The organism is Streptomyces sp. NPDC091289 (assembly GCF_044757365.1).
Taxonomy (GTDB): domain Bacteria; phylum Actinomycetota; class Actinomycetes; order Streptomycetales; family Streptomycetaceae; genus Streptomyces.
In genome coordinates this window covers 57,105-80,326 of the sequence record NZ_JBIVUT010000006.1, presented here as the reverse complement: position 1 = coordinate 80,326, position 23,222 = coordinate 57,105, and the positions used below count along the sequence as shown (strand labels likewise).

At 72.9% G+C, this 23,222-nt stretch carries 23 protein-coding genes; 8 read left to right on the top strand and 15 right to left on the bottom strand.

Going from position 1 to position 23,222, the window contains the following annotated elements:
* Window positions 1–89 precede the first annotated feature (89 nt).
* Entirely contained in the window at window positions 90–938 is an 849-nt protein-coding gene (locus ACIQPT_RS09350; protein WP_401154327.1) for a C40 family peptidase, read from the top strand.
* A 1-nt stretch (window position 939) separates the two neighbouring features.
* On the opposite strand, the gene ACIQPT_RS09345 is transcribed toward ACIQPT_RS09350, so the two are convergent.
* The 3 genes from ACIQPT_RS09345 to ACIQPT_RS09335 form a co-directional block, all read right to left on the bottom strand.
* Window positions 940–2,148, bottom strand: a complete 1,209-nt coding sequence (locus ACIQPT_RS09345) for a Cmx/CmrA family chloramphenicol efflux MFS transporter (RefSeq protein WP_401154325.1) — start codon at window positions 2,146–2,148, stop codon at window positions 940–942.
* Between the two features lie 447 nt (window positions 2,149–2,595).
* Window positions 2,596–2,772: a hypothetical protein gene (locus ACIQPT_RS09340; RefSeq protein WP_401154324.1), complete on the bottom strand. Its 177-nt coding sequence runs from the start codon at window positions 2,770–2,772 to the stop codon at window positions 2,596–2,598.
* 226 nt (window positions 2,773–2,998) lie between these two features.
* Window positions 2,999–3,736: a metallophosphoesterase gene (locus ACIQPT_RS09335; RefSeq protein WP_401154322.1), complete on the bottom strand. Its 738-nt coding sequence runs from the start codon at window positions 3,734–3,736 to the stop codon at window positions 2,999–3,001.
* A gap of 115 nt (window positions 3,737–3,851) precedes the next feature.
* On the opposite strand from ACIQPT_RS09335, the gene ACIQPT_RS09330 reads away from it, so the two are divergent.
* Window positions 3,852–4,454 carry a CGNR zinc finger domain-containing protein gene (locus ACIQPT_RS09330; RefSeq protein ID WP_401154656.1) on the top strand — a complete coding sequence of 201 codons (603 nt, stop codon included), beginning with the start codon at window positions 3,852–3,854 and terminating at the stop codon, window positions 4,452–4,454.
* Here ACIQPT_RS09330 and ACIQPT_RS09325 read toward each other — a convergent pair.
* Together ACIQPT_RS09325 and ACIQPT_RS09320 are read right to left on the bottom strand one after the other, a co-directional pair.
* Entirely contained in the window at window positions 4,403–5,320 is a 918-nt protein-coding gene (locus ACIQPT_RS09325) for a GNAT family N-acetyltransferase (protein WP_401154320.1), read from the bottom strand. The two genes, ACIQPT_RS09330 and ACIQPT_RS09325, sit on opposite strands and share 52 nt — an antisense overlap.
* Window positions 5,321–5,372: 52 nt before the next feature.
* Window positions 5,373–6,656 carry a geranylgeranyl reductase family protein gene (locus ACIQPT_RS09320; RefSeq protein ID WP_401154319.1) on the bottom strand — a complete coding sequence of 428 codons (1,284 nt, stop codon included), beginning with the start codon at window positions 6,654–6,656 and terminating at the stop codon, window positions 5,373–5,375.
* Between the two features lie 97 nt (window positions 6,657–6,753).
* Between ACIQPT_RS09320 and ACIQPT_RS09315 the strand changes: the two genes are divergently transcribed.
* Complete coding sequence (locus ACIQPT_RS09315; protein WP_401154318.1) at window positions 6,754–7,281, top strand: GNAT family N-acetyltransferase; 528 nt, start codon at window positions 6,754–6,756, stop codon at window positions 7,279–7,281.
* Window positions 7,282–7,303: 22 nt separating this feature from the next.
* Here the strand turns inward: ACIQPT_RS09315 and ACIQPT_RS09310 are convergent, their stop codons facing one another.
* The 5 genes from ACIQPT_RS09310 to ACIQPT_RS09290 form a co-directional block, all read right to left on the bottom strand.
* Window positions 7,304–7,996, bottom strand: a complete 693-nt coding sequence (locus tag ACIQPT_RS09310; RefSeq protein WP_030799070.1) for a demethylmenaquinone methyltransferase — start codon at window positions 7,994–7,996, stop codon at window positions 7,304–7,306.
* Between the two features lie 30 nt (window positions 7,997–8,026).
* On the bottom strand, window positions 8,027–8,950 hold the full coding sequence (locus ACIQPT_RS09305; RefSeq protein WP_401154316.1) for a TauD/TfdA dioxygenase family protein: 924 nt from the start codon (window positions 8,948–8,950) through the stop codon (window positions 8,027–8,029).
* A 41-nt stretch (window positions 8,951–8,991) separates the two neighbouring features.
* Window positions 8,992–9,819, bottom strand: coding sequence for an ABC transporter ATP-binding protein (locus ACIQPT_RS09300; protein WP_401154314.1), 828 nt, complete (start codon window positions 9,817–9,819; stop codon window positions 8,992–8,994).
* Window positions 9,803–10,855, bottom strand: coding sequence for an ABC transporter substrate-binding protein (locus tag ACIQPT_RS09295; RefSeq protein ID WP_401154312.1), 1,053 nt, complete (start codon window positions 10,853–10,855; stop codon window positions 9,803–9,805). Before ACIQPT_RS09295 ends, ACIQPT_RS09300 begins: the two co-directional genes overlap by 17 nt.
* Window positions 10,856–10,944: 89 nt before the next feature.
* Window positions 10,945–11,844 carry an ABC transporter permease gene (locus tag ACIQPT_RS09290; protein WP_401154310.1) on the bottom strand — a complete coding sequence of 300 codons (900 nt, stop codon included), beginning with the start codon at window positions 11,842–11,844 and terminating at the stop codon, window positions 10,945–10,947.
* 520 nt (window positions 11,845–12,364) lie between these two features.
* On the opposite strand from ACIQPT_RS09290, the gene ACIQPT_RS09285 reads away from it, so the two are divergent.
* Genes ACIQPT_RS09285 through ACIQPT_RS09275 form a run of 3 tightly spaced genes read left to right on the top strand, consistent with a single transcriptional unit; the run spans window position 12,365 to window position 14,937 of the window.
* Window positions 12,365–12,874 carry a SigE family RNA polymerase sigma factor gene (locus ACIQPT_RS09285; RefSeq protein WP_401154655.1) on the top strand — a complete coding sequence of 170 codons (510 nt, stop codon included), beginning with the start codon at window positions 12,365–12,367 and terminating at the stop codon, window positions 12,872–12,874.
* Between the two features lie 9 nt (window positions 12,875–12,883).
* Entirely contained in the window at window positions 12,884–13,819 is a 936-nt protein-coding gene (locus tag ACIQPT_RS09280; RefSeq protein ID WP_401154309.1) for a hypothetical protein, read from the top strand.
* Window positions 13,816–14,937 carry a DUF3152 domain-containing protein gene (locus ACIQPT_RS09275; protein ID WP_401154307.1) on the top strand — a complete coding sequence of 374 codons (1,122 nt, stop codon included), beginning with the start codon at window positions 13,816–13,818 and terminating at the stop codon, window positions 14,935–14,937. Before ACIQPT_RS09280 ends, ACIQPT_RS09275 begins: the two co-directional genes overlap by 4 nt.
* 21 nt (window positions 14,938–14,958) lie before the next feature.
* On the opposite strand, the gene ACIQPT_RS09270 is transcribed toward ACIQPT_RS09275, so the two are convergent.
* From ACIQPT_RS09270 to ACIQPT_RS09255, 4 genes are all read right to left on the bottom strand, one after another.
* The gene (locus tag ACIQPT_RS09270; RefSeq protein ID WP_401154305.1) at window positions 14,959–15,618 is read right to left on the bottom strand and encodes an imidazolonepropionase-like domain-containing protein; all 660 of its coding nucleotides are present in this window, start codon (window positions 15,616–15,618) and stop codon (window positions 14,959–14,961) included.
* Window positions 15,619–15,625: 7 nt separating this feature from the next.
* The gene (gene mqnC, locus ACIQPT_RS09265; protein WP_164611584.1) at window positions 15,626–16,825 is read right to left on the bottom strand and encodes a cyclic dehypoxanthinyl futalosine synthase; all 1,200 of its coding nucleotides are present in this window, start codon (window positions 16,823–16,825) and stop codon (window positions 15,626–15,628) included.
* A gap of 72 nt (window positions 16,826–16,897) precedes the next feature.
* Entirely contained in the window at window positions 16,898–18,973 is a 2,076-nt protein-coding gene (locus ACIQPT_RS09260; protein ID WP_401154303.1) for a protein kinase, read from the bottom strand.
* A 362-nt stretch (window positions 18,974–19,335) separates the two neighbouring features.
* The gene (locus ACIQPT_RS09255) at window positions 19,336–20,217 is read right to left on the bottom strand and encodes a menaquinone biosynthetic enzyme MqnA/MqnD family protein (RefSeq protein WP_401154301.1); all 882 of its coding nucleotides are present in this window, start codon (window positions 20,215–20,217) and stop codon (window positions 19,336–19,338) included.
* Window positions 20,218–20,560: 343 nt separating this feature from the next.
* Here ACIQPT_RS09255 and ACIQPT_RS09250 point away from each other — a divergent pair, with 343 nt between their 5' ends.
* Together ACIQPT_RS09250 and ACIQPT_RS09245 are read left to right on the top strand one after the other, a co-directional pair.
* Window positions 20,561–20,764, top strand: a complete 204-nt coding sequence (locus ACIQPT_RS09250; protein ID WP_003967102.1) for a cold-shock protein — start codon at window positions 20,561–20,563, stop codon at window positions 20,762–20,764.
* Between the two features lie 162 nt (window positions 20,765–20,926).
* Complete coding sequence (locus tag ACIQPT_RS09245; RefSeq protein WP_401154300.1) at window positions 20,927–21,754, top strand: MerR family transcriptional regulator; 828 nt, start codon at window positions 20,927–20,929, stop codon at window positions 21,752–21,754.
* Between the two features lie 61 nt (window positions 21,755–21,815).
* On the opposite strand, the gene ACIQPT_RS09240 is transcribed toward ACIQPT_RS09245, so the two are convergent.
* The gene (locus tag ACIQPT_RS09240) at window positions 21,816–23,036 is read right to left on the bottom strand and encodes an amidohydrolase family protein (RefSeq protein ID WP_401154298.1); all 1,221 of its coding nucleotides are present in this window, start codon (window positions 23,034–23,036) and stop codon (window positions 21,816–21,818) included.
* Window positions 23,037–23,222: the final 186 nt, after the last annotated feature.

The window sequence follows — 23,222 nt, the reverse complement described above, 5'->3', positions numbered from 1 at the left end:
AGAAAGCGGATTCACAGATTCCGAACGTAACTGTGTCGCAACACACGTTTCTTGATGGGACCCCTACAGCCCTGATAGCGCTAGTACCCATGTCCCACACCGCTCACATACCCAGCCACCGGAAGCCCCGCCAGCGCGCCTCGAAGTCGGCACTGCGAGCCGGAGTTGCCGGTGGCGTCCTCAGCACCATCGCGGTCGCGGGTGCCGCCGGTCCGGCCCAGGCCGAGCCGGTGACCCAGACGATCGAGATGCCCACCATCACGTCCGGCTTCTCCACCGCTGTGGCCGCCTCCGCCCAGGCCACCCAGCAGGTCGCCCTCGACCTGGCGACGCAGGCCGAGGAGGACGCCGCGGCCGAGAAGGCCGCGAAGACGGCCAAGAAGGCCCACGCCGAGGCCGTCCGCAAGGCCGAGGCCAAGAAGAAGGCCGAAGCCGCCGCGAAGGCCAAGGCGGAAGCCGAGGCCGAGGAGCGCGCCTCCCGGACCGCCGAGCGCACGACGCTCAGCGCCCCCTCCGGCTCTTCCGGCTCCTCGGACTCCACGGGCAGCTCCGCCTCCGCCCCGTCCTCCTCGTCGAACGTGAGCGGCTCCGCCGCCGCCATCGTGGCCTTCGCCAAGGCCCAGGTCGGCGACGCGTACGTGTCCGGCGGCACCGGCCCCAACGCGTGGGACTGCTCCGGCCTGGTCCAGGCCGCGTACCGCACGGTGGGCGTCGACCTGCCGCGCGTCTCGCAGTCCCAGTCGACCGCCGGCACCCAGGTCTCGCTGGACAGCCTCCAGCCCGGCGACATCCTGTACTGGGGCGGCGCGGGCAGCGCGTACCACGTGGCGATCTACGTCGGCGGCGGCGAGTTCGTCGGCGCGCAGAACTCCGGCACCGGCACGGTGCAGCGCTCCCTGGACTACGACCGGCCGACCGGCGCGGTCCGCGTTCTCTGATTCACAAGCGCCCGCGGGCGCTTCGGCGCACGGCTGAGGGCCGCCGCTCCCCCGCTCGGGGGCGGCGGCCCTTCGCCGTCGTCGCGGCGACGAGCAGCGCCAGGACCATCAGCAGCGCGCTCACCCAGACCGGCGCCCGATAGCCGAGCCCGCCGTCGAGGGCCAGTCCGCCCGCCCACGGGCCCACCGCCGCCCCCAGGTTGAACGCGGTCGCCGAGAAGGCTCCGGCCATCGTCGGGGCCCCGGGGGCGAGGCCCAGGACCCGGGTGATCAGGGCGGTGCCCGTGCCGAAGGCGAGCATGCCGAGGAGCGGGATCAGGGCCAGGGCGAGCACCGGGCTGCCCGCCGTCAGGGCGAGCGCGGACCACCCGAGGGTGAGAGCGGCCATGCCCGTGGCGACGAGGGCCACCGGACGGGCGTCGGCGAACCGGCCCGCCACCGTGACCCCGGCGAACGACCCCGCCCCGAAGAGCGCCAGGGACACCGGCACCCACCCCGCGCCCAGACCCGTCTCCCGGGTGAGGAGCGGCTCCAGGTAGGAGAAGGTGCAGAAGGTCGCCCCCTGCACCAGGGCCATCGTGACCAGGACCGGCCGCAGCCGGGGGCCGGTCAGCGCGCGCAGTTCGTCCCGTACGGGTACGGGAGCGGTGCCCGCGTCCGTACCCCGGCCGCCCGGGATGGAGCGCAGGACGGCGAGGACGGCGGGCAGCGAGACGATCGCGACCGCCCAGAAGGCCGACCGCCACCCCCAGTGCTCCCCCAGCACCGCCCCGGCCGGTACGCCCACCACGCAGGCGATCGTCACTCCGCCGACCACGACGGCGGTGGCCCGGCCCTTCAGCCGGTCGGGGACCATCGCGACGGCCGTCGTCAGGGCCACCGCCCAGAAGCCCGCGTTGGCGAGGGCTCCGACGAAGCGGGTCGCGAGGAGCACGCCGTAGTTCGGGGTGAGTGCGCCGACGACGTGGACGGCGACGAACACCGCGAGGAAGAGGAGCAGGGCACAGCGGCGGGGCCAGGTGCGGCTGGAGAGCGCCATGAGGGGTGCGCCGACGACCATGCCGACGGCGAAGGCGGACGTGAGGAGGCCGGCGGCGGAGAGGGAGACGTCGAGGTCGGCGGCGATGCCCGAGAGAAGCCCGGACAGCATGAACTCGGAGGTGCCCTGGGCGAAGACCGCGAGCCCGAGGACATAGACGGCGAATGGCATGGGTGAGTAGCCCCTTGGACGGAACCGTCGGATGGACAGACAGACCGGAATGCGGGGATACGGGCCGCGCGGACGCCCGCCGGAGGCCCGGGGGCCCGGCGGTGCGGCGCGGAGAAGTGCCCGGCGGTGGCGATCGGCCGGTGGCACGAACCCCGCGTACGGCGGTGCTTCAGCGCGTACGCGAGGGGGAAACGGCCCGTACCCGCGGTGATCCGGCGGGCGTGGAACCGTACGGGAGGGGGCCGGTGACCCGAGGGGTCAGTCGGCGACGCTCAGCACGGACACGGCCACCGGCGCACCGGTGGCCGGAGTCTGTCGGACTCGGGACTGGCCATGGAGAGGGAGGCTACCGGCCGGGCGGCGGGGCCTCCAGCGGTTTTCCCGACGGGAGAGCCGGAGGGCCGGAGAGCCGGGAGAAACCGGAGAGCCGGAGGATCGCCGTCCGGATCAGCGGCGGCGGGGGCGGCGGTTCGTCCGCTCCGGCTCCTTGGCCGAGCTGGTGGGCGCGGGCGGCGCGTCGTACGGGGCGTCGAAGTCCTCGTCCTCGTCCGTCGCGGTCGGGTCCACGGCGAAGCGGGGCTCCAGGAAGAGCCCGTGGTGCTGGGGCAGGGAGGCGGTGGTCATGGCTGTCTGTCCTTGGGGTCGAGCAGCGCTGTATCGGCTTGTTCCGTACCCCGCTGGCCTGCGTTCGATGTGAGCGTGCGTCAAGAAGAGCGGCACGCACCGCGTGCCGCCACTGCGGGCGGGGGCGGGCGGGCGCCGTCCGGTCCGGGACTGCCGACGACCGGGGGCGCGCAAATCATCGCACACGATCACCCGGGGGGATGAGGATTAAAGCCTGTCGTCCGGATCAGAGGACGACGCGGAAGTGCGTGGTCAGCCGCCGGTCCTCGCCCAGGACGTGGAACGCCAGGCCCGGCGGCTGGTCCCGGTCCGCCGGACGGTCGCCCTCCCAGGGCATGCGCAGGGTCCAGGTGACGGCGGGGCCGACGATCAGGGGCCGGCCTCCGAAGGCCGAGGCGGCGGCCGTGTGGGCGTGCCCGGTGAGGACGGCGACGACCCGCGGGTGGGCGGCGAGCAGGGCCGCGAGCCGCTCGGGTTCCTGGAGCATCCCGGCGTCCGGCAGCGGGTGGTGGAGCTCGACGGGCGGCTGGTGGAAGGCGATCAGCGCGGGGACGTCGTCGGGCAGGCCGGTGAGCGTGGCGTCGATCCAGGCGAGCGTCTCCGCGTCCAGGCGGCCCTCGTCCCGGCCCGGGATCGTGGAGTCACACATCAGGATGGCGGTTCCGGCGATGTGGTGGACCCGGTTGACGGGCGCGGTGTCCGGGGCTTCGCCGAGGAAGGCCTTGCGGTAGGCGGGGCGGGCGTCGTGATTGCCGGGACAGGCGAGCACGGGGAACGGCGCGTCCAGCAGGCGTACCGCCTCCTCGTACTCGGCCTCGGTCGCGTGGTCGGCGATGTCCCCGGTGACCAGCAGCGCGTCGACGGGGCGGGGCAGGGCCCGGAGATGGTCCATGACGCGGGCGGCCCGCCGTGTCGCGCGTTCGGTGCCGTCCAGGTGCAGATCGCTGATCTGGGCAAGCAACATGAGCAGCCTCTCCCCCGTCTAATGCTCATTTTCATTCTTCCATTAGGACTCTAGGGTGGGGAGCGCAGACGTTCAAGAGGCGTGAGGGGAGCGGCCGGTGACCGAGCGGCCCGTCATGGAACTGGCGAGCACCATCCGCCACGACGGGGACGGCGGCGTCCTCGACGACCTCGACACGCTCGAAGGGGCGACCCGGTGGATCCGGCGGCAGACCGGACTGCTGGACTCCCTCACCCCGGCCGCGGAGTTCATCGTCGACGAGGAGCTCAGGGACGCGGTCATCGGCGTACGGCGGGCCGTGCGGGCCCTGTTCGCGCGGGTGGTCAGCCCGGCCCCGCCCAGCCCGGCCGACGCCCACCGCCTGATGCCCGCCGCCGAGGCGCTGACCCTCCTCAACACGGCCGCCGCCCGGGAACCCGTGGCTCCCCAACTCCGCTGGCCCGCCGAAGGACCGCCCACGGCCGGGCTGTTGTCGGCCGAGGCCGATCCGCGCGTACGGCTGGTCGCGGCGCTGGCACGCGATGCCGTCGACTTCCTGAGCGGGCCGGAGCGCGAGCGGCTACGGGCCTGCCACGCGCCGCGCTGCGTACGGTATTTCGTCAGGAGCCACGGTCGGCAGGAGTGGTGCAAGCCGTCCTGCGGCAACCGGGCCCGGGTGGCCCGCCACTACGAGCGCACGCGGGGAGCGGCGACGGACGAGGGGTCCCGGGGGCCCTGATCCCGCAGGGCGTAGGACCACAGCTGGTCGACCTCCACGAACCCGGCCGACTCGTACAGCCGGTTGGCCGCCGTCCGGTCGCGCTCGCCGCCCGGGGGCTCGTCGTCGTCCACGTACAGGACCACCTGCGTGGCGCCGAGCCCGCCGAGCGTGTCGAGGGCGGATCCGAGCAGGGCGCGGCCGGTGCCCCGCCCCCGGGCCTCCTCGTCCACCTCGATCCACCACAGGACGCCGATCCCCTGCACCGGGTGCCCGATCACCGCCTCGGCCACGGCCCGCCCGTCCCGTACGATCTCGAGCCGCTGCGAGGCCCCTCGGTCCCGCGCGGGGCCGACCCGTACGCCCTCGGCGCGGGGCAGCCCGGGGCGGGGCAGATCCGCGCGCATGTAGCGCCAGAGCCGCTCACCGCCGTAGCCGGCTCGCTCCAACGCCGCGTGGGTGGCGGGGCGGTGGCCGACGGGCAGCCCTTCGAGGCCCTGGGTGAGCGCGGTGGCGAACGGGAACGCGTCGACCTCGCCCGCGGGTGACAGGGCCGCCCCGGCATGGCCGAGCAGCGCGTCTGCGACCACCGGCTCCTCCCGGCAGTGCAGCCACGGGATCAGCCCCGCCCCGTCCTTCGTACGTCGCGCACAGGCGACGGCCCCGACGATCACGCCACCGGAGCCGACCGCCACCTGGACATCCGGCGGCCCGTACGCCCCCCACCAGGGGGCGTCCGCCTCCGTACACCCCCTCGACGCCTCCGCGAACAGCTCGGGCGTGGCCCGTGGCTGGCCGGGGAGCCGGTCCTCGTCGATCAGTGCCAGGAGCGCCGCCAGGTCGGAGGGCGCGTACGGGCGCAGCGCGAGGCGCGGAGAGGAGGGCATGGATGCCACCATGGTGGATGTCCGGCCGCGAACGGGTCCGCCCGTCGCCGCCTCAGGCCTTCGGGGCCACCTTCGACAGGCCGTTGATGATGCGGTCCATCGCGTCGCCGCCCTGCGGGTCGGTCAGGTTGGCCAGCATCTTCAGGGTGAACTTCATCAGCAGCGGGTGGGTCAGACCGCGCTGGGTGGCGATCTTCATGATCTTCGGGTTGCCGATCAGCTTCACGAAGGCGCGGCCCATCGTGTAGTAGCCGCCGTAGGTCTCCTTGAGCACCTTCGGGTAGTTGTTCAGGGCCAGTTCGCGCTGGGCGGGGGTGGCGCGGGCGTGGGCCTGGACGATGACGTCGGCCGCGATCTGGCCCGACTCCATGGCGTACGCGATGCCTTCGCCGTTGAACGGGTTGACCATGCCGCCCGCGTCGCCGACGAGGAGGAGGCCCTTGGTGTAGTGCGGCTGGCGGTTGAAGGCCATCGGGAGGGCCGCGCCCCGGATCGGCATCGTCATGTTGTCGGGGGTGTAGCCCCACTCCTCCGGCATCGACGCGCACCAGGCCTTGAGGACCTCGCGCCAGTCCAGCTCCTTGAAGGCGGAGGAGGAGTTGAGGATGCCGAGGCCGACGTTGGACGTGCCGTCGCCCATGCCGAAGATCCAGCCGTAGCCGGGCAGCAGCCGGTCCTCGGCGCCGCGCTTGTCCCACAGCTCCAGCCAGGACTCCAGGTAGTCGTCGTCGTGGCGGGGCGAGGTGAAGTACGTACGGACGGCGACGCCCATGGGGCGGTCCTCGCGGCGGTGCAGGCCCATCGCCAGGGAGAGCCGGGTGGAGTTGCCGTCGGCGGCGACGACGAGCGGGGCGTGGAAGGTGACCGGGGTCTTCTCCTCGCCGATCTTCGCTTCGACGCCGGTGATGCGGCCGGTGCGCTCGTCGCGGATGGGCGCGCCCACGTTGCAGCGCTCGTGGAGGCGGGCGCCGGCCTTCTGCGCCTGGCGGGCCAGCTGCTCGTCGAAGTCGTCGCGCTTGCGGACCAGTCCGTAGTCCGGGTAGGAGGCGAGGTCCGGCCAGTCCAGCTGGAGCCGTACACCGCCGCCGATGATGCGCAGGCCCTTGTTGCGCAGCCAGCCCGCCTCCTCGGAGATGTCGATCCCCATCGAGACGAGCTGTTTCGTGGCGCGGGGCGTGAGTCCGTCGCCGCAGACCTTCTCCCGGGGGAAGGCGGTCTTCTCCAGGAGCAGGACGTCGAGTCCGGCCTTGGCGAGGTAGTAGGCGGTCGTGGAGCCGGCTGGGCCCGCTCCGACGACGATCACGTCCGCGCTGTGCTCGGAGAGGGGCTCGGTCACGGTCGGATCTCCCGAAGACTCGAATTCGCGTGCCGCGCGGCACATGTCCCGTGCAGTCTATGGGGGCCTGCGAACCAACCCTCCGAAGGGCTCCCTCATGTCGATCGCGCCTGCCACGCCCCATGCTCCGGCCCCCGCCGTACGCCTCCGTGTTCCGACGGACGAGGACGCCCTGACCTGGCACCGGGTCTTCGACGACCCCGAGGTGATGGAGTTCTTCGGGGGCCGCCGGGCGGACTTCTCGGTGTACGAGGAGCTCACCGCGCGCCAGCGCCGGCACGACGCGGAGCTGGGCTACTGCCTGTGGACGGTCCTGGACGAGGAGGACGCCGTGCTCGGCTTCACCGGGGCGCAGCCGTGGCCGCACACGCATTACGGGCCGGTCGGCGCGACCGAGATCGGCTGGCGGCTGGGGCGGGCGGCGTGGGGGCGCGGGTATGCCTCCGCCGCCGCCCGCATCACGCTGGAGCGGCTGCGGGCGGCGGGGGTGCCGGACGTCGTCGCGATGGTCGACTCCCGTAACGCCCGGTCGATGGCGGTCGCGGAACGGCTCGGGATGCGGCGCGCCGAGTCGTACGACACCCCGCGCGGGCAGGAGGCCGTCTGCTTCCGGCTGGAGCTGTGAGGCCGGCGCCGTTACGGGAACGTCAGGCGCGGGTGGCCCGGTGCAGGGCCACCACGCCGCCGGTCAGGTTGCGCCAGGCGACCTTCGACCAGCCCGCCTTCTGGAGCAGTGCGGCGAGGGCGGGCTGGTCGGGCCAGTCGCGGATCGACTCGGCGAGATAGACGTACGCGTCCGGGTTGGAGGACACCGCGCGGGCGGCCGGCGGGATCGCCCGCATCAGGTACTCCGTGTAGACCGTGCGGAACGGGGTCCAGGTCGGCTGCGAGAACTCGCAGATCACGACCCGGCCGCCGGGCTTCGTCACCCGGTACAGCTCGCGCAGCGCGACCTCGGTGTCCTGGATGTTGCGCAGCCCGAAGGAGATCGTGACGGTGTCGAACGTCTCGTCCTTGAACGGCAGTTTCATGCCGTCGCCCGCGGTGAACGGCATCCACGGGTGGCGCTCCTTGCCGACCTTCAGCATGCCGAGCGAGAAGTCGCACGGCACGACGTAGGCGCCCGCCTTCACGAAGGGCTGCGAGGAGGTCGCCGTACCGGCCGCGAGGTCGAGGATCTTCTGCGCGGGGCGGGCGTCGACCGCCGCCGCGACCGCCTTGCGCCACAGCCGGGCCTGGCCGAGCGAGATCACGTCGTTGGTCAGGTCGTAGTTGGCCGCCACACCGTCGAACATCGAGGCGACTTCGTGCGGCTGCTTTTCCAGGGAGGCTCGGGTCACCCTTCCATTCAAGCAGCCCGGTCGCAGGGATCAGTGGGGGCGGTCGCCCGCGATCGCCACGCGTTCGGCGACCCGGCGGTGCGGGGCGTAATCGTTGACCGCGTAGTGCTGGGTGGCCCGGTTGTCCCAGAACGCGACATCGCCCGCGCGCCAGCCGAACCGCACCTGGAACTCCGGGGCGTGCGCCTGCTGGAACAGCAGCCGCAGCAGCCGGTCGCTCTCCGCCCGCTCGAAGCCCACGATCCGGGTGGTGAACGAGGCGTTGACGAAGATCGTGCGGCGGCCGGTGACCGGGTGGCGGCGCACCACCGGGTGCTCCACCGGCGGGAACTGCTCCTGGTGCGCCGCCAGCCGCTCCGGCGGGTAGAAGCGGGAGAAGCCGGGGATGAAGTCGTGCACCGCCCGCGCCCCCTCGATGCGCTCCTTCACCTCCGGGGCGAGGTTGTCGTACGCGGCGGCCATGTCCGCCCACAGCGTGTCGCCGCCCACCGGCGGCACCTCACGGAGCTGGAGGACCGCGCCGAGGGCGGGGCGCTCGCGGAAGGTGACGTCGGTGTGCCAGATGTTCTCGAAGGTGGGGACGGTGGTGCGGTCGAGGCGGGCGACCTCGGGGTCGTCGCCGGTGGCGAGCAGCGGGTTGGTCTCCAGCTCGCCCCAGAGCCCGGCGAACGCCCGCTGCTGGAGCGAGGTGAGGTGCTGGGCGCGGAAGAACAGCACCTTCCACTCCAGCAGCGCCCGGTCCAGCTCGGCCCGCACGGCCGCGTCGAGGGGGCGGGTCAGGTCGACGCCGTGGATCTCCGCGCCGATGACCCGGCCGAGCGGGGTCAGGCGGAAGAGCTCGTACGGGCGGTCGGTCCAGCCCTCGGGGACCCGGCGCAGCTCGCGCGGGCCCTCGTAGAGGCCGTCGGCGGGGATGCGGGCCTCGCGCAGGACGGGCGTCGTCGCGGTGGTCATGATCCTTCTCCTCTCGTTGTACGGGTCGCTGTACGCGGGTGTCAGCGGGCCGCGTTGCGTACCGCCGTGCCGATCTCGGCGCGGAGCGCGGCGTACGCGGGCAGTCCGCGCAGCTCGTCGGGGTCCGCGCCGGTGCGGGGCAGGTCGATCGGGATGTCCAGGGCGACCGTCCCGGGCCGGTTGGTGAGCACGATCGCGCGGGTGCCGAGGAAGACCGCCTCGTCCACGCTGTGGGTGACGAACACCGACGTGGTCCCGGTCTCGGCGCTCACCGTGCGCAGGTCCTCCTGGAGCCGTTCCCGGGTGAGGGCGTCGAGCGCGGCGAACGGCTCGTCCAGCAGCAGGAGCCGCTTGCCGCCCGCCAGGGCGCGGGCGATGGCGACGCGTTGCTGCTGGCCGCCGGAGATCTGCCAGATGCGGCGGCCCGCGGTGTCCGCGAGGCCGACGCGCTCCAGCAACTCCGCGGTCCGCTCCGGCCGTTCGGCCCGGGGCACGCCCGCGTACTTCAGCGCCAGGCCGATGTTGTCACCGACCGTGCGCCACGGGAAGAGGCGCGGCTGCTGGAACACGATGCCCGCCTGGCTGCCCGGGTCCGGGCGCTCGCCGAACACCTCCACCGCGCCCTCGGTGGCGTGCTCGAAGCCCGCGATCAGCCGCAGCAGGGTGCTCTTGCCGCAGCCGGAGGGGCCGACGAGGACCAGGAACTCACCGGCCGGGATCTCCAGGGAGAGCGGGCCGAGTGCGGTCACCGCGTCCGCGCCCCGGCCGTAGGAGTGACGCACCTCCCGTACGGAGACGACGGGCCCGGTCCTCCCGTCCGTACCGTCCGCCGCTTCGGGAGCCTTGCTCAGGTCAGGGGCTGACGGCATCGCTGAGCCCTTCCACGTGGATGGCCTTGCGCAGGGCCTCGATGTCCGGTGCGGAGTCGATCTGCTTCTGGTCGACGAGGAACCGCGCGGCGCTGTGCAGGTTGTCCGCCAGGCCGCCGGCCTTGCCGGGGGTGCCGAGCCACTTGGCGTCGGCCTGCTCGGCGGGCTTGAGGAAGATGCCCTGCTCGATCTGGGCCCCCGCCTCGGCCGGGCTGATGCCGAGCTGCTTGCCCACGGCCGCCGACGCGGCGTCCGGGTCGTCGTGGATCAGGTCGAGCGCCTGCGCCTGGGCCTTGCGCCAGGCGGGCAGCACATCGGGGTGGGCCTTGAGGAAGCTGGTGGAGGCGACCCCGAGGTCGAGCGTGGGCTTGCCGCCGGCGGCGAGTTCGCGGCTGGAGACGATGACCTTGCCGGTCTTCTTCAGCTCCTCCAGCGTCGGCAGCCAGACGTAGGTGGCGTCGATGTCGCCGCGCGTCCAGGCGGCCAGGATGTCCTGCGGTTCGAGGTCGAGGAGCGTGACCTTCGAGGCGTCCACCCCGGCTTGGTCGAGCGCGGCGAGCAGGCTGTAGTGGGAGGTGGAGCTGAACGGGGTGGCGACCTTCTTGCCCTCCAGGTCCTTCACCGAGGAGATCTTGGAGCCGTTACGGGCGACCAGCGCCTCGTTGTCCCCGGCGACGTCGAGCACCCAGGTGACCTCGTACGGGATGTTCAGCGGCGCGGAGAGCCCCCGGGCCACCGGGCTGGAGCCGATCGCGGCGAGGTCCACGGACCCGGCGACGAAGGCGGTGTTGATGCTGGCCCCGGAGTCGAACTTGGTCCATTTGACCTGGTATCCGGGGAGCGCCTTCTCCAGCCAGCCCTTCTCCTTGACGATCAGGTCGCCGCTGGGGAACGCCTGGTAGGCGATGCGTATCGTCTTGCCGCCGTCGCCCCCGTCACCGGAGCCGCCGCCCTGGCCGCACGCCGTCATCACCAGCAGGGAGCCCAGGGCCGCGGCGAGGGAGGTGATGCGGAGCAGTCCGCGTGATCGGGGCATGTGGGTGTCCTTCGTACGAGAGCGAGAGCGAGAGCGAGAGTGAGGATGAGGGTGAGGGTGAGGGTGAGCGGGCGTAGGGGTGGGGCCGGTCATGTGTGGCTGCGCCACGGGGCCAGCCGGTCCGACAGGATCCGTAGGGCCGCGTCGATGAGCAGGCCGGAGATGCCGATGGCGAAGAGGCCGAGCACGACGGTGTCGGACTGGTTGTAGCGCTGCGCGTCCCGGATCAGGCCGCCGATGCCGGGCAGTCCGTTGACGGTCTCGGCGGCGACGACGGAGGAGTACGCGATGCCGAAGGCGAGCCGGACGCCGACGAGGATCTCGGGCAGCGCGGAGGGCAGGACGACGGAGGTGACGACCTGTCCGCGCCGGGCCCCGATCGCGCGGGCCGCCTCGACCAGGGCCGTCGGCGCGGACGCCACGGCGGAGGCGGTGGCGACGGCGACCGGCGGCATCGCCGCGATGGCCAGCAGCCACAGCTTGGGCGCCTCGTCGATGCCGAACCAGATGATCAGCAGGCTGAAGTAGGCGAGCGGGGGCAGGGTGCGCAGGAACGCCACCGCGGGCTCCAGCACCACCCGGACCCACGGCAGCGTCCCCATCAGGACGCCCGCCACGAGTCCCGCGGCCACGCCCGCACCGGCCCCGACGAAGATCCGGCGCAGGCTGATCCCGAGGTGTTCGATCAGGGTGTGCCCCTGGTAGCCGCGGACGCCGTCGTGCGTCCCGGAGGTCTCCAGCAGCTTCTGCCAGACGGCGGCGGGCGAGGGCACCAGCACCGGCGACCACAGCTGGAGCACGGTCACCAGCTGCCAGAGGCCGAGGAGGACGGCGAGCGCGAGGATCCGCAGACCGGTGCGGCGCAGCAGGGCGGCGCGTTCGGGACGGCGGCGGCGGCCTTCGTCCACGGCCGGCGGGCCCGGGGTCACGGGGGCGGCGGGGCCTGCGGGTTCGGCGGCCCGTTCCCGTACGGACGGGGAGGTCGGCATGAAGAGGTCTCCGGAGTCATGGAGTCATGGAGTCATGGAGCGTCGCCGGGCCTGGGGACAGGCCGGGGGGAGGGAAGGGCGGACGGCCCTGGGGACGCGACGGTGCGGACGATGCGAGGCGCGGAGACCGGAAGCGGAGAAGGCGCGGAAACCGGGGACGCGCGCAGGCATCACGTGGGCATCACTGAGGATGCCGCGGCAGGCTCAACAACAAGCGCTGGAGACGCGGCAGAGATCGATGGGGAGGCACTCCACCAGAAAACGATCGACTGTCACGAGCGCTGTTCTAACACAGCCGTTCGCACGGGCACCAGGTTCCGCCAGGGAGTGAGACGCCACGGACCGATGTGTGGACCGGTGTGGATATGGACCGGTGCCCCCGACCAGTGTGTGGACGGGGCCCGCACACCGTCTCGAACTGATCTTCACTACTCTTCAACCTTTTCGGCACACGAGTGCTCTGTAAGGGGTGGGAGTCGAGGAGAGGGGACGGCGGATGCCGGCAGGGGCGGAGCCCGCCATGGCGGACGGCGAGGGCGCCGCGTTCGAGGCGTACGCCCGGACCGGGCAGCGCCGGCTGTACCGGACGGCCTACCTGCTGTGCGGCGACGTCGAGGGCGCGCAGGACCTGACGCAGACGACGCTCGCCAAGCTGTTCCAGCACTGGCGCAGGGCGAGCCGCGCGGACAACCTCGACGCCTACGCCAAGACCGTGCTCGTCCGCACCTTCGTCGCCGAACGCCGCCGCACCGTACGCGATCTGCTCGCCCACAACCGCAACGCGCCCCGCCCGCACCCCAATCCCGCCCCGGGCGCCGACCTCCGGGTCACGCTGCTCGCCCTGCTCGCCGAACTCCCGCCCCGCGCACGGGCGATGGTCGTCCTGCGCTACTGGGACGACCTGAGCGTGGAGACCGTGGCCTCGCTGCTGCGGTGCAGCGAGTCCACGGTGAAGAGCCAGTGCTCACGTTCGCTCGTCCGACTGCGCGCCCGGATGGGCGACGTCCAGCTCTACTCCACCGGAAGCTGAGGGCCGGTCATGACCCCTGAACCGCACGAGCACCTGTCGCCCCGCCCGCGTGACGAAGAGCTGTTCCGGGACGCCCTGCACCGGACCGTCGGCCCGCTGTCCCTCCAGCCGGATCTGGTCCCCGACGCCGTACGGGAGGGGCACCGGCGGCGGGCCAGGACCCGGGCGTTCGCGGTCGCGGGCACCTTCGTCGCGGTCACCGCCGTGACCCTGGGCCTCGCCGTCCTCGGCCCCTGGCTGCTGGCGGAGCCGGAGGCGGACCCCGCCCCACCCGCCGGACCGTCCCTCTCGTCGCCCTCCCTTGTCCCCTCTCCCCAACGTACGGAGCCACGCCCCGAGATGCCGAGCCCCACGTCCACCCCCGAGCCGAAGGGGCCCGACGCCGGGCCGACGACGTCTCCCCCCTCGCTGCCGCCCCTCTCGCTCGCGCCCGGTCCCGGCGGTCCCGGCGGTCCCGGCCCCGAGGAGGCCACGCGCCTGGAGGACTTCCGGCAGCGGGCGGCCGGGGCGCTGGACGCCCTGCTGCCCGCATCGATCGGGACCGTCCTGCCGGTCGGCGACGACCCGGAGAGCTACCAGGGGCGGCGCGGTGGCATCGTGCACTCCGTCCGCCTGTCGGTGCACCCGGATCAGGGGAGCGCGGCGCCCGCCTGCCGCGACCTCCCGGAGAAGGGGCTGACCTGCGAGGACCTCACCCTGGCCGACGGCACGCCCGCCCATGTCTTCCGGAAGCCCGCCCCGGGGCGGACAGGCACGGAGGTCTCCCTCCGCTACCGGTCCGGCCGCAGCACGGTGGCGCTGTCCGTCTCGCCCGCGCCCTCCGGGGCGGGCGGCGCTCCCGTCACCGCCGGGGACCTGGTCCGGGTCGCCCAGAGCCCGCGGTTCCGGGAGCTGATCGCGTACGCCGACGAGCATCCGGTGCCGCGGAGCGGGGCCGCCTCATGACGCGCCGCCGCCCCACGGGCACCCTGCCGCCCGCGTACGGGGAGCCTCCGCACGGGGAGCCTCCGCACGGGGAACCTCCGTACGGGGAACCTCCGTACAGGGAACCTCCGTACAGGGAGTCTCCGTACGGGGAGCCGGACCGCGACGAGGAGACGTACCGGCTGCGCGTGCCGCCGCCCCGGGCCCCGGGACGCGCGGGGAGCCGTTCCCGTAACGCCTCCCGGTCCGCTCCCCGGTCCCGGTCCCGGTCCCGCTCCGCCGCGCGGTCCCGGGTGCGGCGCCGGCAGCGGGACCGGCGCCGGGCGGTCGGCCTCGCCGTGCTGGCGCTCGCGGTCGTGGCGGGCGCGGCGCTCCTCGTCGGCCGCCCCTGGCAGGACGGCGGCGGCCCGGCGGACGCGGCCCCGGCCCCGTCCCGTACGGCTCCGGCGGGCGGACCGGACAACGCGTCGGAGCCGCTGGAGGACTCCCCCGCGCCCACTCCCCCGCCGTCCCCGACCCCGTCCCCGTCCACCTCCGCCTCCGCATCGGACGAGGAGGGCGAGGTCCGGGCCGAGGACATACCCGCCTCGGGGCCCGGCACGTTCACCGTGGCCCGAGCGGGCGTCACTCCGAAGGGCAGGGGCAGCGCCTACCGGGTCGAGGTGGAAAACGGCATCGGCGTCGACCCCGACCGGGCCGCCGCGGACATCGCCGCCGTCCTCGCCGATCCACGCGGCTGGAGCCACGGCGGCGAGCGCTCGTTCCGCCAGGTCGCCGACGGCTCGGCGGGACTGGTGATCCGGATCGCCACCCCGGCGACCACGGACCGGATGTGCGGTGCGTACGGCCTGAACACGCGCGGCGAGGTCAACTGCCGGGGCGGCGAGAAGGTGATGGTCAACCTGAAGCGCTGGCAGCTCGGTTCGCCGCAGTTCGACGGGCCCGTCTCGGAGTACCGGGCGCTGATCGTCAACCACGAGGTCGGCCACTGGCTGGGGCGCGGCCACGAGACCTGCCCGGGGAAGGGCCGTCCCGCGCCCGCGATGATGCAGCAGATCGACGGGTTGAAAGGCTGTGTCGCCAACGCCTGGCCGTACGACGTGAAGGGACGCTACCTGGGCGGCCCGAAGGTGCCCTGACGTCCGCCGAGGAAGCGGGCCTCAGCGGGCGCGGTGCACGAGCCGCCCCGCGAGGACCGTCGCCACGCAGGGCCGGGGCCCTCCCCCGTACAGCGCCGCCTCGTCGGGCACGTCGAAGACGGCGAAGTCCGCGCGCCCACCCACGGTCAGCGGGCCGTGGACAGTGGCGGTGAGATCGCCGCCCGCCGCGAAGGGGTCCAGGTCCGGCACCCCGTCCCGTACCGGAACAGGCGACGGCGCGACCTGGACGACCAGACCCGACCGGGAGACGGCCGTGCGCAGCGCCGGGTCGTCCGTGCCGAAGGGCCCGGCCAGATGCGTGGTGCCGTGCCGCAGCATCCGCTGGAGCCCGCGCCGGATGCTGCCGGCCCGCCGGGTCGCGTCCATCGTCGCCGCGAGCCGCTCGAACGCCTCGCCCCACAGGGGGAGTTCGCCCAGCTCGTCGGCCTCGCGCGGGTCGGGGTGGTAGCAGCGGGTGAGCAGCTCCCGGGCCCGGTCCTGGCGCAGTCCGGGGGTGAGGAGGCCGGGCCAGCGGCGGACCCGGGCGGCCGGGTGCGCGGCGACGACGTCCTCGTACGGGCCGAGGGCCGCGATCCGGTCGCCGTCCACCGCGACCGCCCCGTCCACGACGGCGGCCGCGCCCACCGGAAGGACCAGGGGCGCGGCGTGAATCGTCAGCACAGCGGCGTCAGTTGGCGTTGAGGAGCTTCAGCTCCGGGTGGGCCGTGCCGCCCTCGATCGCGGTGGACGAGATGTGCGAGACGACGCGCTCGTCGACCGGGTCGTTCGCCGGGTCGTCGTGCACGACGAGGTGCTCGTACGTCGTGGCGCGCTGGGCCGGGACCCGGTCCGCCTTGCGGATCAGGTCGATGATCTCCAGCCGGTTGGAGCGGTGCTTGGCCCCGGCCGAGGAGACGACGTTCTCCTCCAGCATGATCGAGCCGAGGTCGTCCGCGCCGTAGTGCAGCGACAGCTGGCCGACCTCCTTGCCGGTGGTGAGCCAGGAGCCCTGGATGTGGGCGACGTTGTCGAGGAAGAGCCGGGCGATGGCGATCATCCGCAGGTACTCGAAGAGCGTGGCCTGCGTCTGGCCCTTCAGCTTGTTGTTCTCCGGCTGGTAGGTGTACGGGATGAAGGCGCGGAAGCCGCCCGTACGGTCCTGGACGTCCCGGATCATCTTCAGGTGCTCGATGCGCTCGGCGTTGGTCTCGCCGGTGCCCATCAGCATGGTGGAGGTGGACTCGACGCCGAGGCCGTGCGCGATCTCCATGATCTCCAGCCACCGCTCGCCGGACTCCTTGAGCGGGGCGATGGCGGTGCGCGGCCGGGCGGGCAGCAGCTCGGCGCCCGCACCGGCGAAGGAGTCGAGCCCGGCGGCGTGGATCCGGCTGATGGCCTCCTCGGCGGAGACCTTCGAGATCCGGGCCATGTGCTCGATCTCGGAGGCGCCCAGCGAGTGGATGACCAGCTGCGGGAACGCCTTCTTGATCGCGGAGAAGTGCTCCTCGTAGTACTCCACGCCGAAGTCCGGGTGGTGGCCGCCCTGGAACATGATCTGGGTGCCGCCCAGCTCCACGGTCTCCGCGCAGCGGCGCAGGATGTCGTCGAGGTCGCGGGTCCAGCCCTTGTCGGTGGCCTTGGGCGGGGCGTAGAAGGCGCAGAACTTGCAGGCCGTCACGCACACGTTGGTGTAGTTGATGTTGCGCTCGATGATGTACGTCGCGATGTGCTCCGTACCGGCGTAGCGGCGGCGGCGTACGGCGTCGGCGGCGGCGCCCAGCGCGTGCAGCGGCGCGGACCGGTAGAGGTCGAGCGCCTCCTCCGGGGTGATCCGACCGCCTTCGGCGGCTCGGTCGAGGACGGGCTGAAGGTCGGCCTTCTCGGTCACCGGGCTGTCACCTTTCGGCAGTTTTTCTACGGATCCTCGGACCGATCCAGCGTACGCCAGCGCTGTGCGCCCTCAGCCGCCGGACCTGGTGAGCTTCCCGTACGGGAGACCGGCGGCGCGTTCCTTCGAGCGGTAGTCCAGGGTGCCGTCGTCGGCGAGGCGGAAGACCAGGTCGGCCTCGGTGGTGGTGCACAGGCCGGGGGTGCTGGGGCGGTCCGGGTCGGTGGCCTCGCGGATGTCCAGCTCCTTCGCGGTGCCGGAGGCGAGGGTGCCGACGCTGTTGCAGGTGACGGTGAGGCCGAGCTGGGAGATCGTCGTGCTCATCCGGACGACCTGCTCGCCGCGCTTCCCCTCGGTGAAGACGGCGGTGAGGGTGCCGTGGGGCTGACCGGTCGTCTTCTCGGTGAGCGGACCCTTCCAGGTGCCCACGTACGCCTTCGGCAGCGCGTCGGCCGGGGCCCCGCTCGCGTCGGCGGAGTCGTCGGGCGTGGGCTTCGCGGGGGCGGGCGTGGAGGCGGTGGGGGTCGGCCGGTTCGCCGCGCTGTCGTTGCCCTGGTCGGCGTCGCCGCCCGGGAGGAGGCCGTCGAGCAGGCCGGTGCCGAGGGTGACGGCGGCGAGCGCGCCCGCCACGGCCAGGGCGACCGTGCAGCTGACCCGGCGGCCGCGGCGCTCCCCGGAGGTCTGCCGGTTCTCGGCGCTGACGGTCAGGGAGAGGCGGGGGTCCCCGCCGCCGCGCTGCCCCGGCAGGCCGCTCGCGCCGTGCCCGCCGTGCACGCCGTCGCCGCCCTGCCGGTAGGTACCGGCGTGCGTGGGGGGCGGGGGCGCGGTGGGGGCGGACTTCGCGCGCGGAGGCATCGGAGGCGGGGGCGGGGGCGGCGTCCCGTACGTGTCGTCCTGCGGATGCGGTGTCCCGTAGGCGTCGTCCTGCGGATGCGGTGTCCCGTAGGCGTCGTCCTGCGGATGCGGTGTCCTGTACGGCACGTCCTGCGACGCTTCCCGGGGCGCTTCCTGAGGCACTTCTTGGGGCGCTTCCTGGGGCGCTTCCTGGGGCGCTTCCTGGGCGTGCGGTGTCCTGCTCGGCGCTTCCTGCGCACGCGGTGTCCCGTACGGCGCCTGCTGCTGCGCTTCCTGCGGGCCCGGGGCGGGCGGGCCGAACTCCCCGCCCCGGCCCGGTGCGGCCGCCCCCGCTCCCGCGCCCGCCCCCAGCGACGCACTGCTGAACGGTACGGGCCCCGACTGCACCGGCGCGTCCTGCGGTTCCAGGTCCAGCAGCGCCACCGCCGACCGGCTGACCTCGCGGACCAGCCGGCCCGGCAGCCAGCCGCCCGCCACCATCGCCGCCGCCCCGTCGGGAGCGAGCGCGCGGGCGAGTTCGGCCGGGGCGGGGCGGGCCGCCGGGTCCTTGGCGAGGCAGCCCGCGACCACCTCGCGCAGTTCGCCCTCCAAATCGCCCAGTTCGGGTTCCTCGTGGACCACCTTGTAGAGGAGTACGGCGGAGGAGTCGCCCGGGAAGGGGGCGGCGCCCGTCGCCGCGTACGCGATGACCGCGCCCAGCGAGAAGACGTCGGCCGCGCCGGACACGTCCCCGCCCCGGATCTGCTCGGGTGCCATGTAGCCGGGCGAGCCGACGGAGACCCCGGTGGAGGTGAGGGAGACGGTGGCGCCGAGGGCCCGGGCGATGCCGAAGTCGATGAGGCGAGGGCCGTCGAGGGCGAGCAGCACGTTGGAGGGCTTCACATCGCGGTGGACGATGCCCTGGCCGTGGACGACCGCGAGGGCCTCGGCGAGACCCGCGCCCAGGGCGCGTACCGCGTGTTCGGGCAGCGGGCCGTGCTCGGTGATCGCCTGGGAGAGCGGCGGCCCGGCGACGTACCCGGTCGCCACCCACGGCACCGGGGCGTCCGGGTCGGCGTCCAGGACCGGGGCCGTCCACTGGGCGCCGATGCGCCGGGCGGACTCCACCTCGCGCCGGAACCGGGCGCGGAACTGCTCGTCGAGGGCGAAGTGGGGGTGGACGACCTTGACCGCGACCGTGCGCCCGCCCGCGCTGCGGCCCAGATAGACCCGGCCCATACCGCCCGCACCGAGCCTGCCGAGCAGCCGGTAGGCACCGATGGTGCGCGGTTCGCCCGCTTCCAGCGGCTGCATATGGACTCCCCCTGTGAACCCTGCGGACGGTGAACCCGTGGACGGTCATCCCTGTGGACGGTCCGGACCCGGACCGAAGCCTAGGGGGCGCCACCGGCGCGGTCACCGGGAAACGGCCGGACCATTCCCCCTTCTCCGGTCAGGAGGGGATCATTTCGCCCCGGGGAAAGGCGCGAATGTGTTGTTACGACGCCCCGCCGCCAATTCCCTGCCCGGGAACGGGACCTGTCCGGGAAACGGGGCCTGCCCGGGAACGGGACCTGCCAGGGAACGGGACCTGCCAGGGAACGGGACCTGCCAGGGAAACGGACCTGCCCGGGAACGCGAAAGGGAATTCCCCCTTTCCCTTCCCGGTCCTCGGCTCAGCCGCCGAGCAGTTCCACGCGGACGTCGGCCGGGTAACCGGTGTCCCGGCCCGTGCGGCGGGCGAACTCGCGGACGCCGGCCAGCTGGTCCGGACCGAAGCGGAAGTCGAGCGTCGTGAAGTACTGCTCCAGCACCTCCGCGTCGAAGGCCTCCCAGCGGGCCGCCTGCTCCGCGACCTTGGTGACCTCCTCCAGGGAGAGGTCCCGGGAGGCCAGGAACGCCTGGTGCACCTTGGCCGCCGTCTCGGGGTGGGCGGCCAGGAAGTCCTTGCGGGCGGCCCAGACGGCGAAGACGAACGGCAGCCCCGTCCACTCCTTCCACATCTGGCCCAGGTCGTGGACCTGGAGCCCGAGCCGGGGGGCGTCGTGCAGATTGGCGCGCAGCGCGGCGTCGCCGATCAGCACGGCGGCGTCCGCCTCCTGCATCATCAGGCCCAGGTCGGGCGGGCAGGTGTAGTAGTCGGGCTCGACCCCGTAGCGCTCGGCCAGCAGCAACTGGGCCAGCCGCACCGAGGTGCGGGAGGTCGAACCGAGCGCCACCCGGGCCCGGTCGAGCTGCTCCAGCGGGAGCTGGGAGACGATCACGCAGGACATGACGGGCCCGTCGCAGCCGACCGCGATGTCGGGGAAGGCCACCAGGTCGTCGGCGTTGCGCAGGTACTCCACGAGGGTGACCGGGCCGATGTCCAGGTCCCCCCTGATCAGCTGCTCGCTGAGCCGCTCCGGGGTGTCCTTGGAGAGCTCCAGGTCGAGCAGGGTTCCCGTCCGCGCCAGGCCCCAGTACAGCGGGAGGCAGTTCAGGAACTGGATGTGGCCGACGCGGGGCCGGCTGCGACGGTCGTCGTCGCCTTCACGGGGGGAGACGGTTGAATTGTCCACATCGCGAGGCTAGACCCGCATCCGGCTCCGAGCACCACCGGGGCCCGCGCGCCCGCCCCGCGCCCCGCTCGCACCCCGGGCCCGCGCCCCCTCCCGGAGGCCTCCGCGAGGCCCTCCCTCCGGACGCCTGACGAGGCCCGTCCGAGGCCCGTCAAACATTCGGGTGAAGTGATCTTTCCCTCTACCGCTCGCCAGAGACTGCGTGCTAGGCTCGCCCGCAAGTTGCAGTTTGGTTTCCCTTGCAGTACAGAGCCTGCGGAGCATGTAACCCGCAGGCTTTTGTAGTTTTCAGACTTGTTTGCAGGTTCTGGAGCAGGGCAACCCTTTGGCCCAAGGAGGGCTTATGGCTACCGGAACCGTCAAGTGGTTCAACGCTGAAAAGGGCTTCGGCTTCATCGCCCAGGACGGCGGCGGCCCGGATGTCTTCGTTCACTACTCCGCGATCAACGCGTCCGGGTTCCGCTCCCTCGAGGAGAACCAGGTCGTGAACTTCGACGTCACTCAGGGACCCAAGGGTCCGCAGGCTGAGAACGTCACCCCGGCCTAGTTGCCCGGGTCGGTCGATCGCGGCCGTTCACAGCAGTACCCAAGGAGCCCCGCTCCCCCGCTTCGGCGGAGGAACGGGGCTCCTGCCTGTATACGGTCCGGGGCCGGGCGATCCGCGCCACTTGACCTTGACCCCGTGTGAAGGGGTGCAGTGGGAGCCATCATGTTCACTATCGGAGACTTCGCCAGGTACGGACGGGTGTCGCCCCGGATGCTGCGCCACTACGACGCCATCGGACTGCTGCGCCCGGACCGCACCGACCCCGCCACCGGCTACCGCCTCTACGGTGCGGCCCAGCTCGCCCGGCTCAACCGGATCATCGCGCTCAAGGACCTCGGCTTCACGCTTCAGCAGGTGGGGGCGGTCCTGGGCGAGCAGGTGGGTCCGGAGGAGCTGCGCGGGATGCTGCGGCTGCGCCGGGCCGAGCTGGCGGAGGCGGTGGCGGCCGCGTCGGCGCGGCTGGCGCGGGTCGAGGCGCGGCTCCGGTCGATCGAGAGCGAGGGGCAGATGCCTGCCGACGACGTTGTGATCAAGACCGTTCCGGCGGTCCGGGTGGCCGAGCTGACCGGGACGGCCGCGAGCTTCCAGCCGCAGGACATCGGGCCGGTGATCGGCCCGCTGTACGAGCGGCTGCTCCCGCTCCTGGAGGGCGCCGGCGTCCGGCCCACGGGCCCCGGGATCGCGCGGTACGAGGACGAGCCAGGGGGCGGCGGCGGGATCGTCGTGCACGCCGGGGTGACGGTGTCGGCCCCGGTGGGCGCGGTCGGGGACACGGGGGTGCGGGTGGTGGAGCTGCCGCCGTTCGAGGCGGCGACGATCGTGCACCGGGGCGCGATGGACGACGTGCTGCCGACGGCCCACACCCTGGCCCGCTGGCTGGACGCCAACGGCTACCGCTCCACGGGCTACACCCGCGAGGTCAACCTGGAGTGCCCGGCGGACCGGAGCGCGTGGGTGACGGAGCTCCAGGAGCCGGTGGCGAAGGCCTGACGCGGTGACGACGGGGAGGGGCGGCGGCCCCTCCCCGTATGTACGCACGCATGCCCGGGTTCTACGCCCCCGCCCAGAGCCCGTCCTCCGTGAGCCCCAGCAGGTCGATCGCGTTGCCCCGGACGATCCGGTCGACGACGTCCGGGTCCAGGTGGCCCATCTGTTCCTCGCCGACCTCGCGGGAGCGGGGCCAGGTGGAGTCGGAGTGCGGGTAGTCCGTCTCGTACAGGACGTTGCCGACGCCGATCGCGTCGAGGTTCTTCAGCCCGAAGGCGTCGTCGAAGAAGCAGCCGTAGACATGCTCGGCGAACAGTTCGGACGGCGGCCGGTGGACCTTCTCGGCGACGCCGCCCCAGGCCCGGTTCTCCTCCCAGACCACGTCGGCGCGCTCCAGGATGTACGGGATCCAGCCGATCTGCCCCTCCGCGTACATGATCTTCAGGTTGGGGAAGCGTTCCAGCTTGCCGCTCATCAGCCAGTCGACCATCGAGAAGCAGCAGTTGGCGAAGGTGATGGTGGAGCCGACGGCGGGCGGGGCGTCGGCGGAGGTGGACGGCATCTTCGACGAGGAGCCGATGTGCATGGCGATCACGGTGCCCGTCTCGTCGCAGGCCGCGAGGAACGGATCCCAGTCGTCCGCATGTATGGACGGAAGCCCGAGATGCGGAGGTATCTCGGAGAACGCGACCGCGCGCACGCCCCGCGCGGCATTGCGCCGGACCTCGGCGGCGGCGAGCTCCGCGTCCCACAGCGGGACGAGGGTGAGCGGGATGAGGCGGCCGTGGGCCTCGGGGCCGCACCACTCCTCCACCATCCAGTCGTTGTACGCGCGCACGCCGAGGAGCCCCAGTTCGCGGTCCTTCGCTTCGGTGAACGTCTGTCCGCAGAAGCGCGGGAAGGTCGGGAAGCAGAGGGCGGACTGGACGTGGTTGACGTCCATGTCGGCGAGCCGGTCCGGGACCGAGAAGGAGCCCGGCCGCATCTGTTCGTAGGTGATGATCTCCAGCTTGATCTCGTCCCTGTCGTAGCCGACGGCGGTGTCGAGGCGGGTCAGCGGGCGGTGCAGGTCCTCGTACACCCACCAGTCGCCGACCGGTCCGTCGTCGCCCTTCGCGCCCATCACGGGCGCGAACTTGCCGCCCATGAAGGTCATTTCCTTCAGCGGTGCGCGGACGACGCGCGGCCCGGAGTCCGCGTACCTGGACGGGAGCCGGTCCCGCCAGACATGAGCGGGCTCCACCGTGTGGTCGTCCACCGAGATGATCTTCGGGAAGGTCTCCATGCGTTCCACGGTAGCGCTGATCTGACGAACCGTCAGCTACCGTGCGCGCATTGGCGTGCGACACGGCGGGGGCGCGGCACGGGGCACGGTTCCCGAATCGTTGTCGAGGGCTTGTGCAGAGCGTCACCCACTGCTGACGAGTCCGCCCGGGACAAGGCAGACTGTTGAGCGCGATACGAGCGGTAC

What these genes read in the sequence shown, in the direction of transcription:
- ACIQPT_RS09350 (WP_401154327.1), top strand. Translation starts at nt 90, where the DNA reads ATGTCCCACACCGCTCACATACCCAGCCACCGGAAGCCCCGCCAGCGC.
- ACIQPT_RS09345 (WP_401154325.1), bottom strand. Translation starts at nt 2,148, where the DNA reads ATGCCATTCGCCGTCTATGTCCTCGGGCTCGCGGTCTTCGCCCAGGGC.
- ACIQPT_RS09340 (WP_401154324.1), bottom strand. Translation starts at nt 2,772, where the DNA reads ATGACCACCGCCTCCCTGCCCCAGCACCACGGGCTCTTCCTGGAGCCC.
- ACIQPT_RS09335 (WP_401154322.1), bottom strand. Translation starts at nt 3,736, where the DNA reads ATGTTGCTTGCCCAGATCAGCGATCTGCACCTGGACGGCACCGAACGC.
- ACIQPT_RS09330 (WP_401154656.1), top strand. Translation starts at nt 3,852, where the DNA reads ATGGAACTGGCGAGCACCATCCGCCACGACGGGGACGGCGGCGTCCTC.
- ACIQPT_RS09325 (WP_401154320.1), bottom strand. Translation starts at nt 5,320, where the DNA reads ATGCCCTCCTCTCCGCGCCTCGCGCTGCGCCCGTACGCGCCCTCCGAC.
- ACIQPT_RS09315 (WP_401154318.1), top strand. Translation starts at nt 6,754, where the DNA reads ATGTCGATCGCGCCTGCCACGCCCCATGCTCCGGCCCCCGCCGTACGC.
- ACIQPT_RS09305 (WP_401154316.1), bottom strand. Translation starts at nt 8,950, where the DNA reads ATGACCACCGCGACGACGCCCGTCCTGCGCGAGGCCCGCATCCCCGCC.
- ACIQPT_RS09300 (WP_401154314.1), bottom strand. Translation starts at nt 9,819, where the DNA reads ATGCCGTCAGCCCCTGACCTGAGCAAGGCTCCCGAAGCGGCGGACGGT.
- ACIQPT_RS09295 (WP_401154312.1), bottom strand. Translation starts at nt 10,855, where the DNA reads ATGCCCCGATCACGCGGACTGCTCCGCATCACCTCCCTCGCCGCGGCC.
- ACIQPT_RS09290 (WP_401154310.1), bottom strand. Translation starts at nt 11,844, where the DNA reads ATGCCGACCTCCCCGTCCGTACGGGAACGGGCCGCCGAACCCGCAGGC.
- ACIQPT_RS09285 (WP_401154655.1), top strand. Translation starts at nt 12,365, where the DNA reads ATGGCGGACGGCGAGGGCGCCGCGTTCGAGGCGTACGCCCGGACCGGG.
- ACIQPT_RS09280 (WP_401154309.1), top strand. Translation starts at nt 12,884, where the DNA reads ATGACCCCTGAACCGCACGAGCACCTGTCGCCCCGCCCGCGTGACGAA.
- ACIQPT_RS09275 (WP_401154307.1), top strand. Translation starts at nt 13,816, where the DNA reads ATGACGCGCCGCCGCCCCACGGGCACCCTGCCGCCCGCGTACGGGGAG.
- ACIQPT_RS09260 (WP_401154303.1), bottom strand. Translation starts at nt 18,973, where the DNA reads ATGCAGCCGCTGGAAGCGGGCGAACCGCGCACCATCGGTGCCTACCGG.
- ACIQPT_RS09250 (WP_003967102.1), top strand. Translation starts at nt 20,561, where the DNA reads ATGGCTACCGGAACCGTCAAGTGGTTCAACGCTGAAAAGGGCTTCGGC.
- ACIQPT_RS09245 (WP_401154300.1), top strand. Translation starts at nt 20,927, where the DNA reads ATGTTCACTATCGGAGACTTCGCCAGGTACGGACGGGTGTCGCCCCGG.
- ACIQPT_RS09240 (WP_401154298.1), bottom strand. Translation starts at nt 23,036, where the DNA reads ATGGAGACCTTCCCGAAGATCATCTCGGTGGACGACCACACGGTGGAG.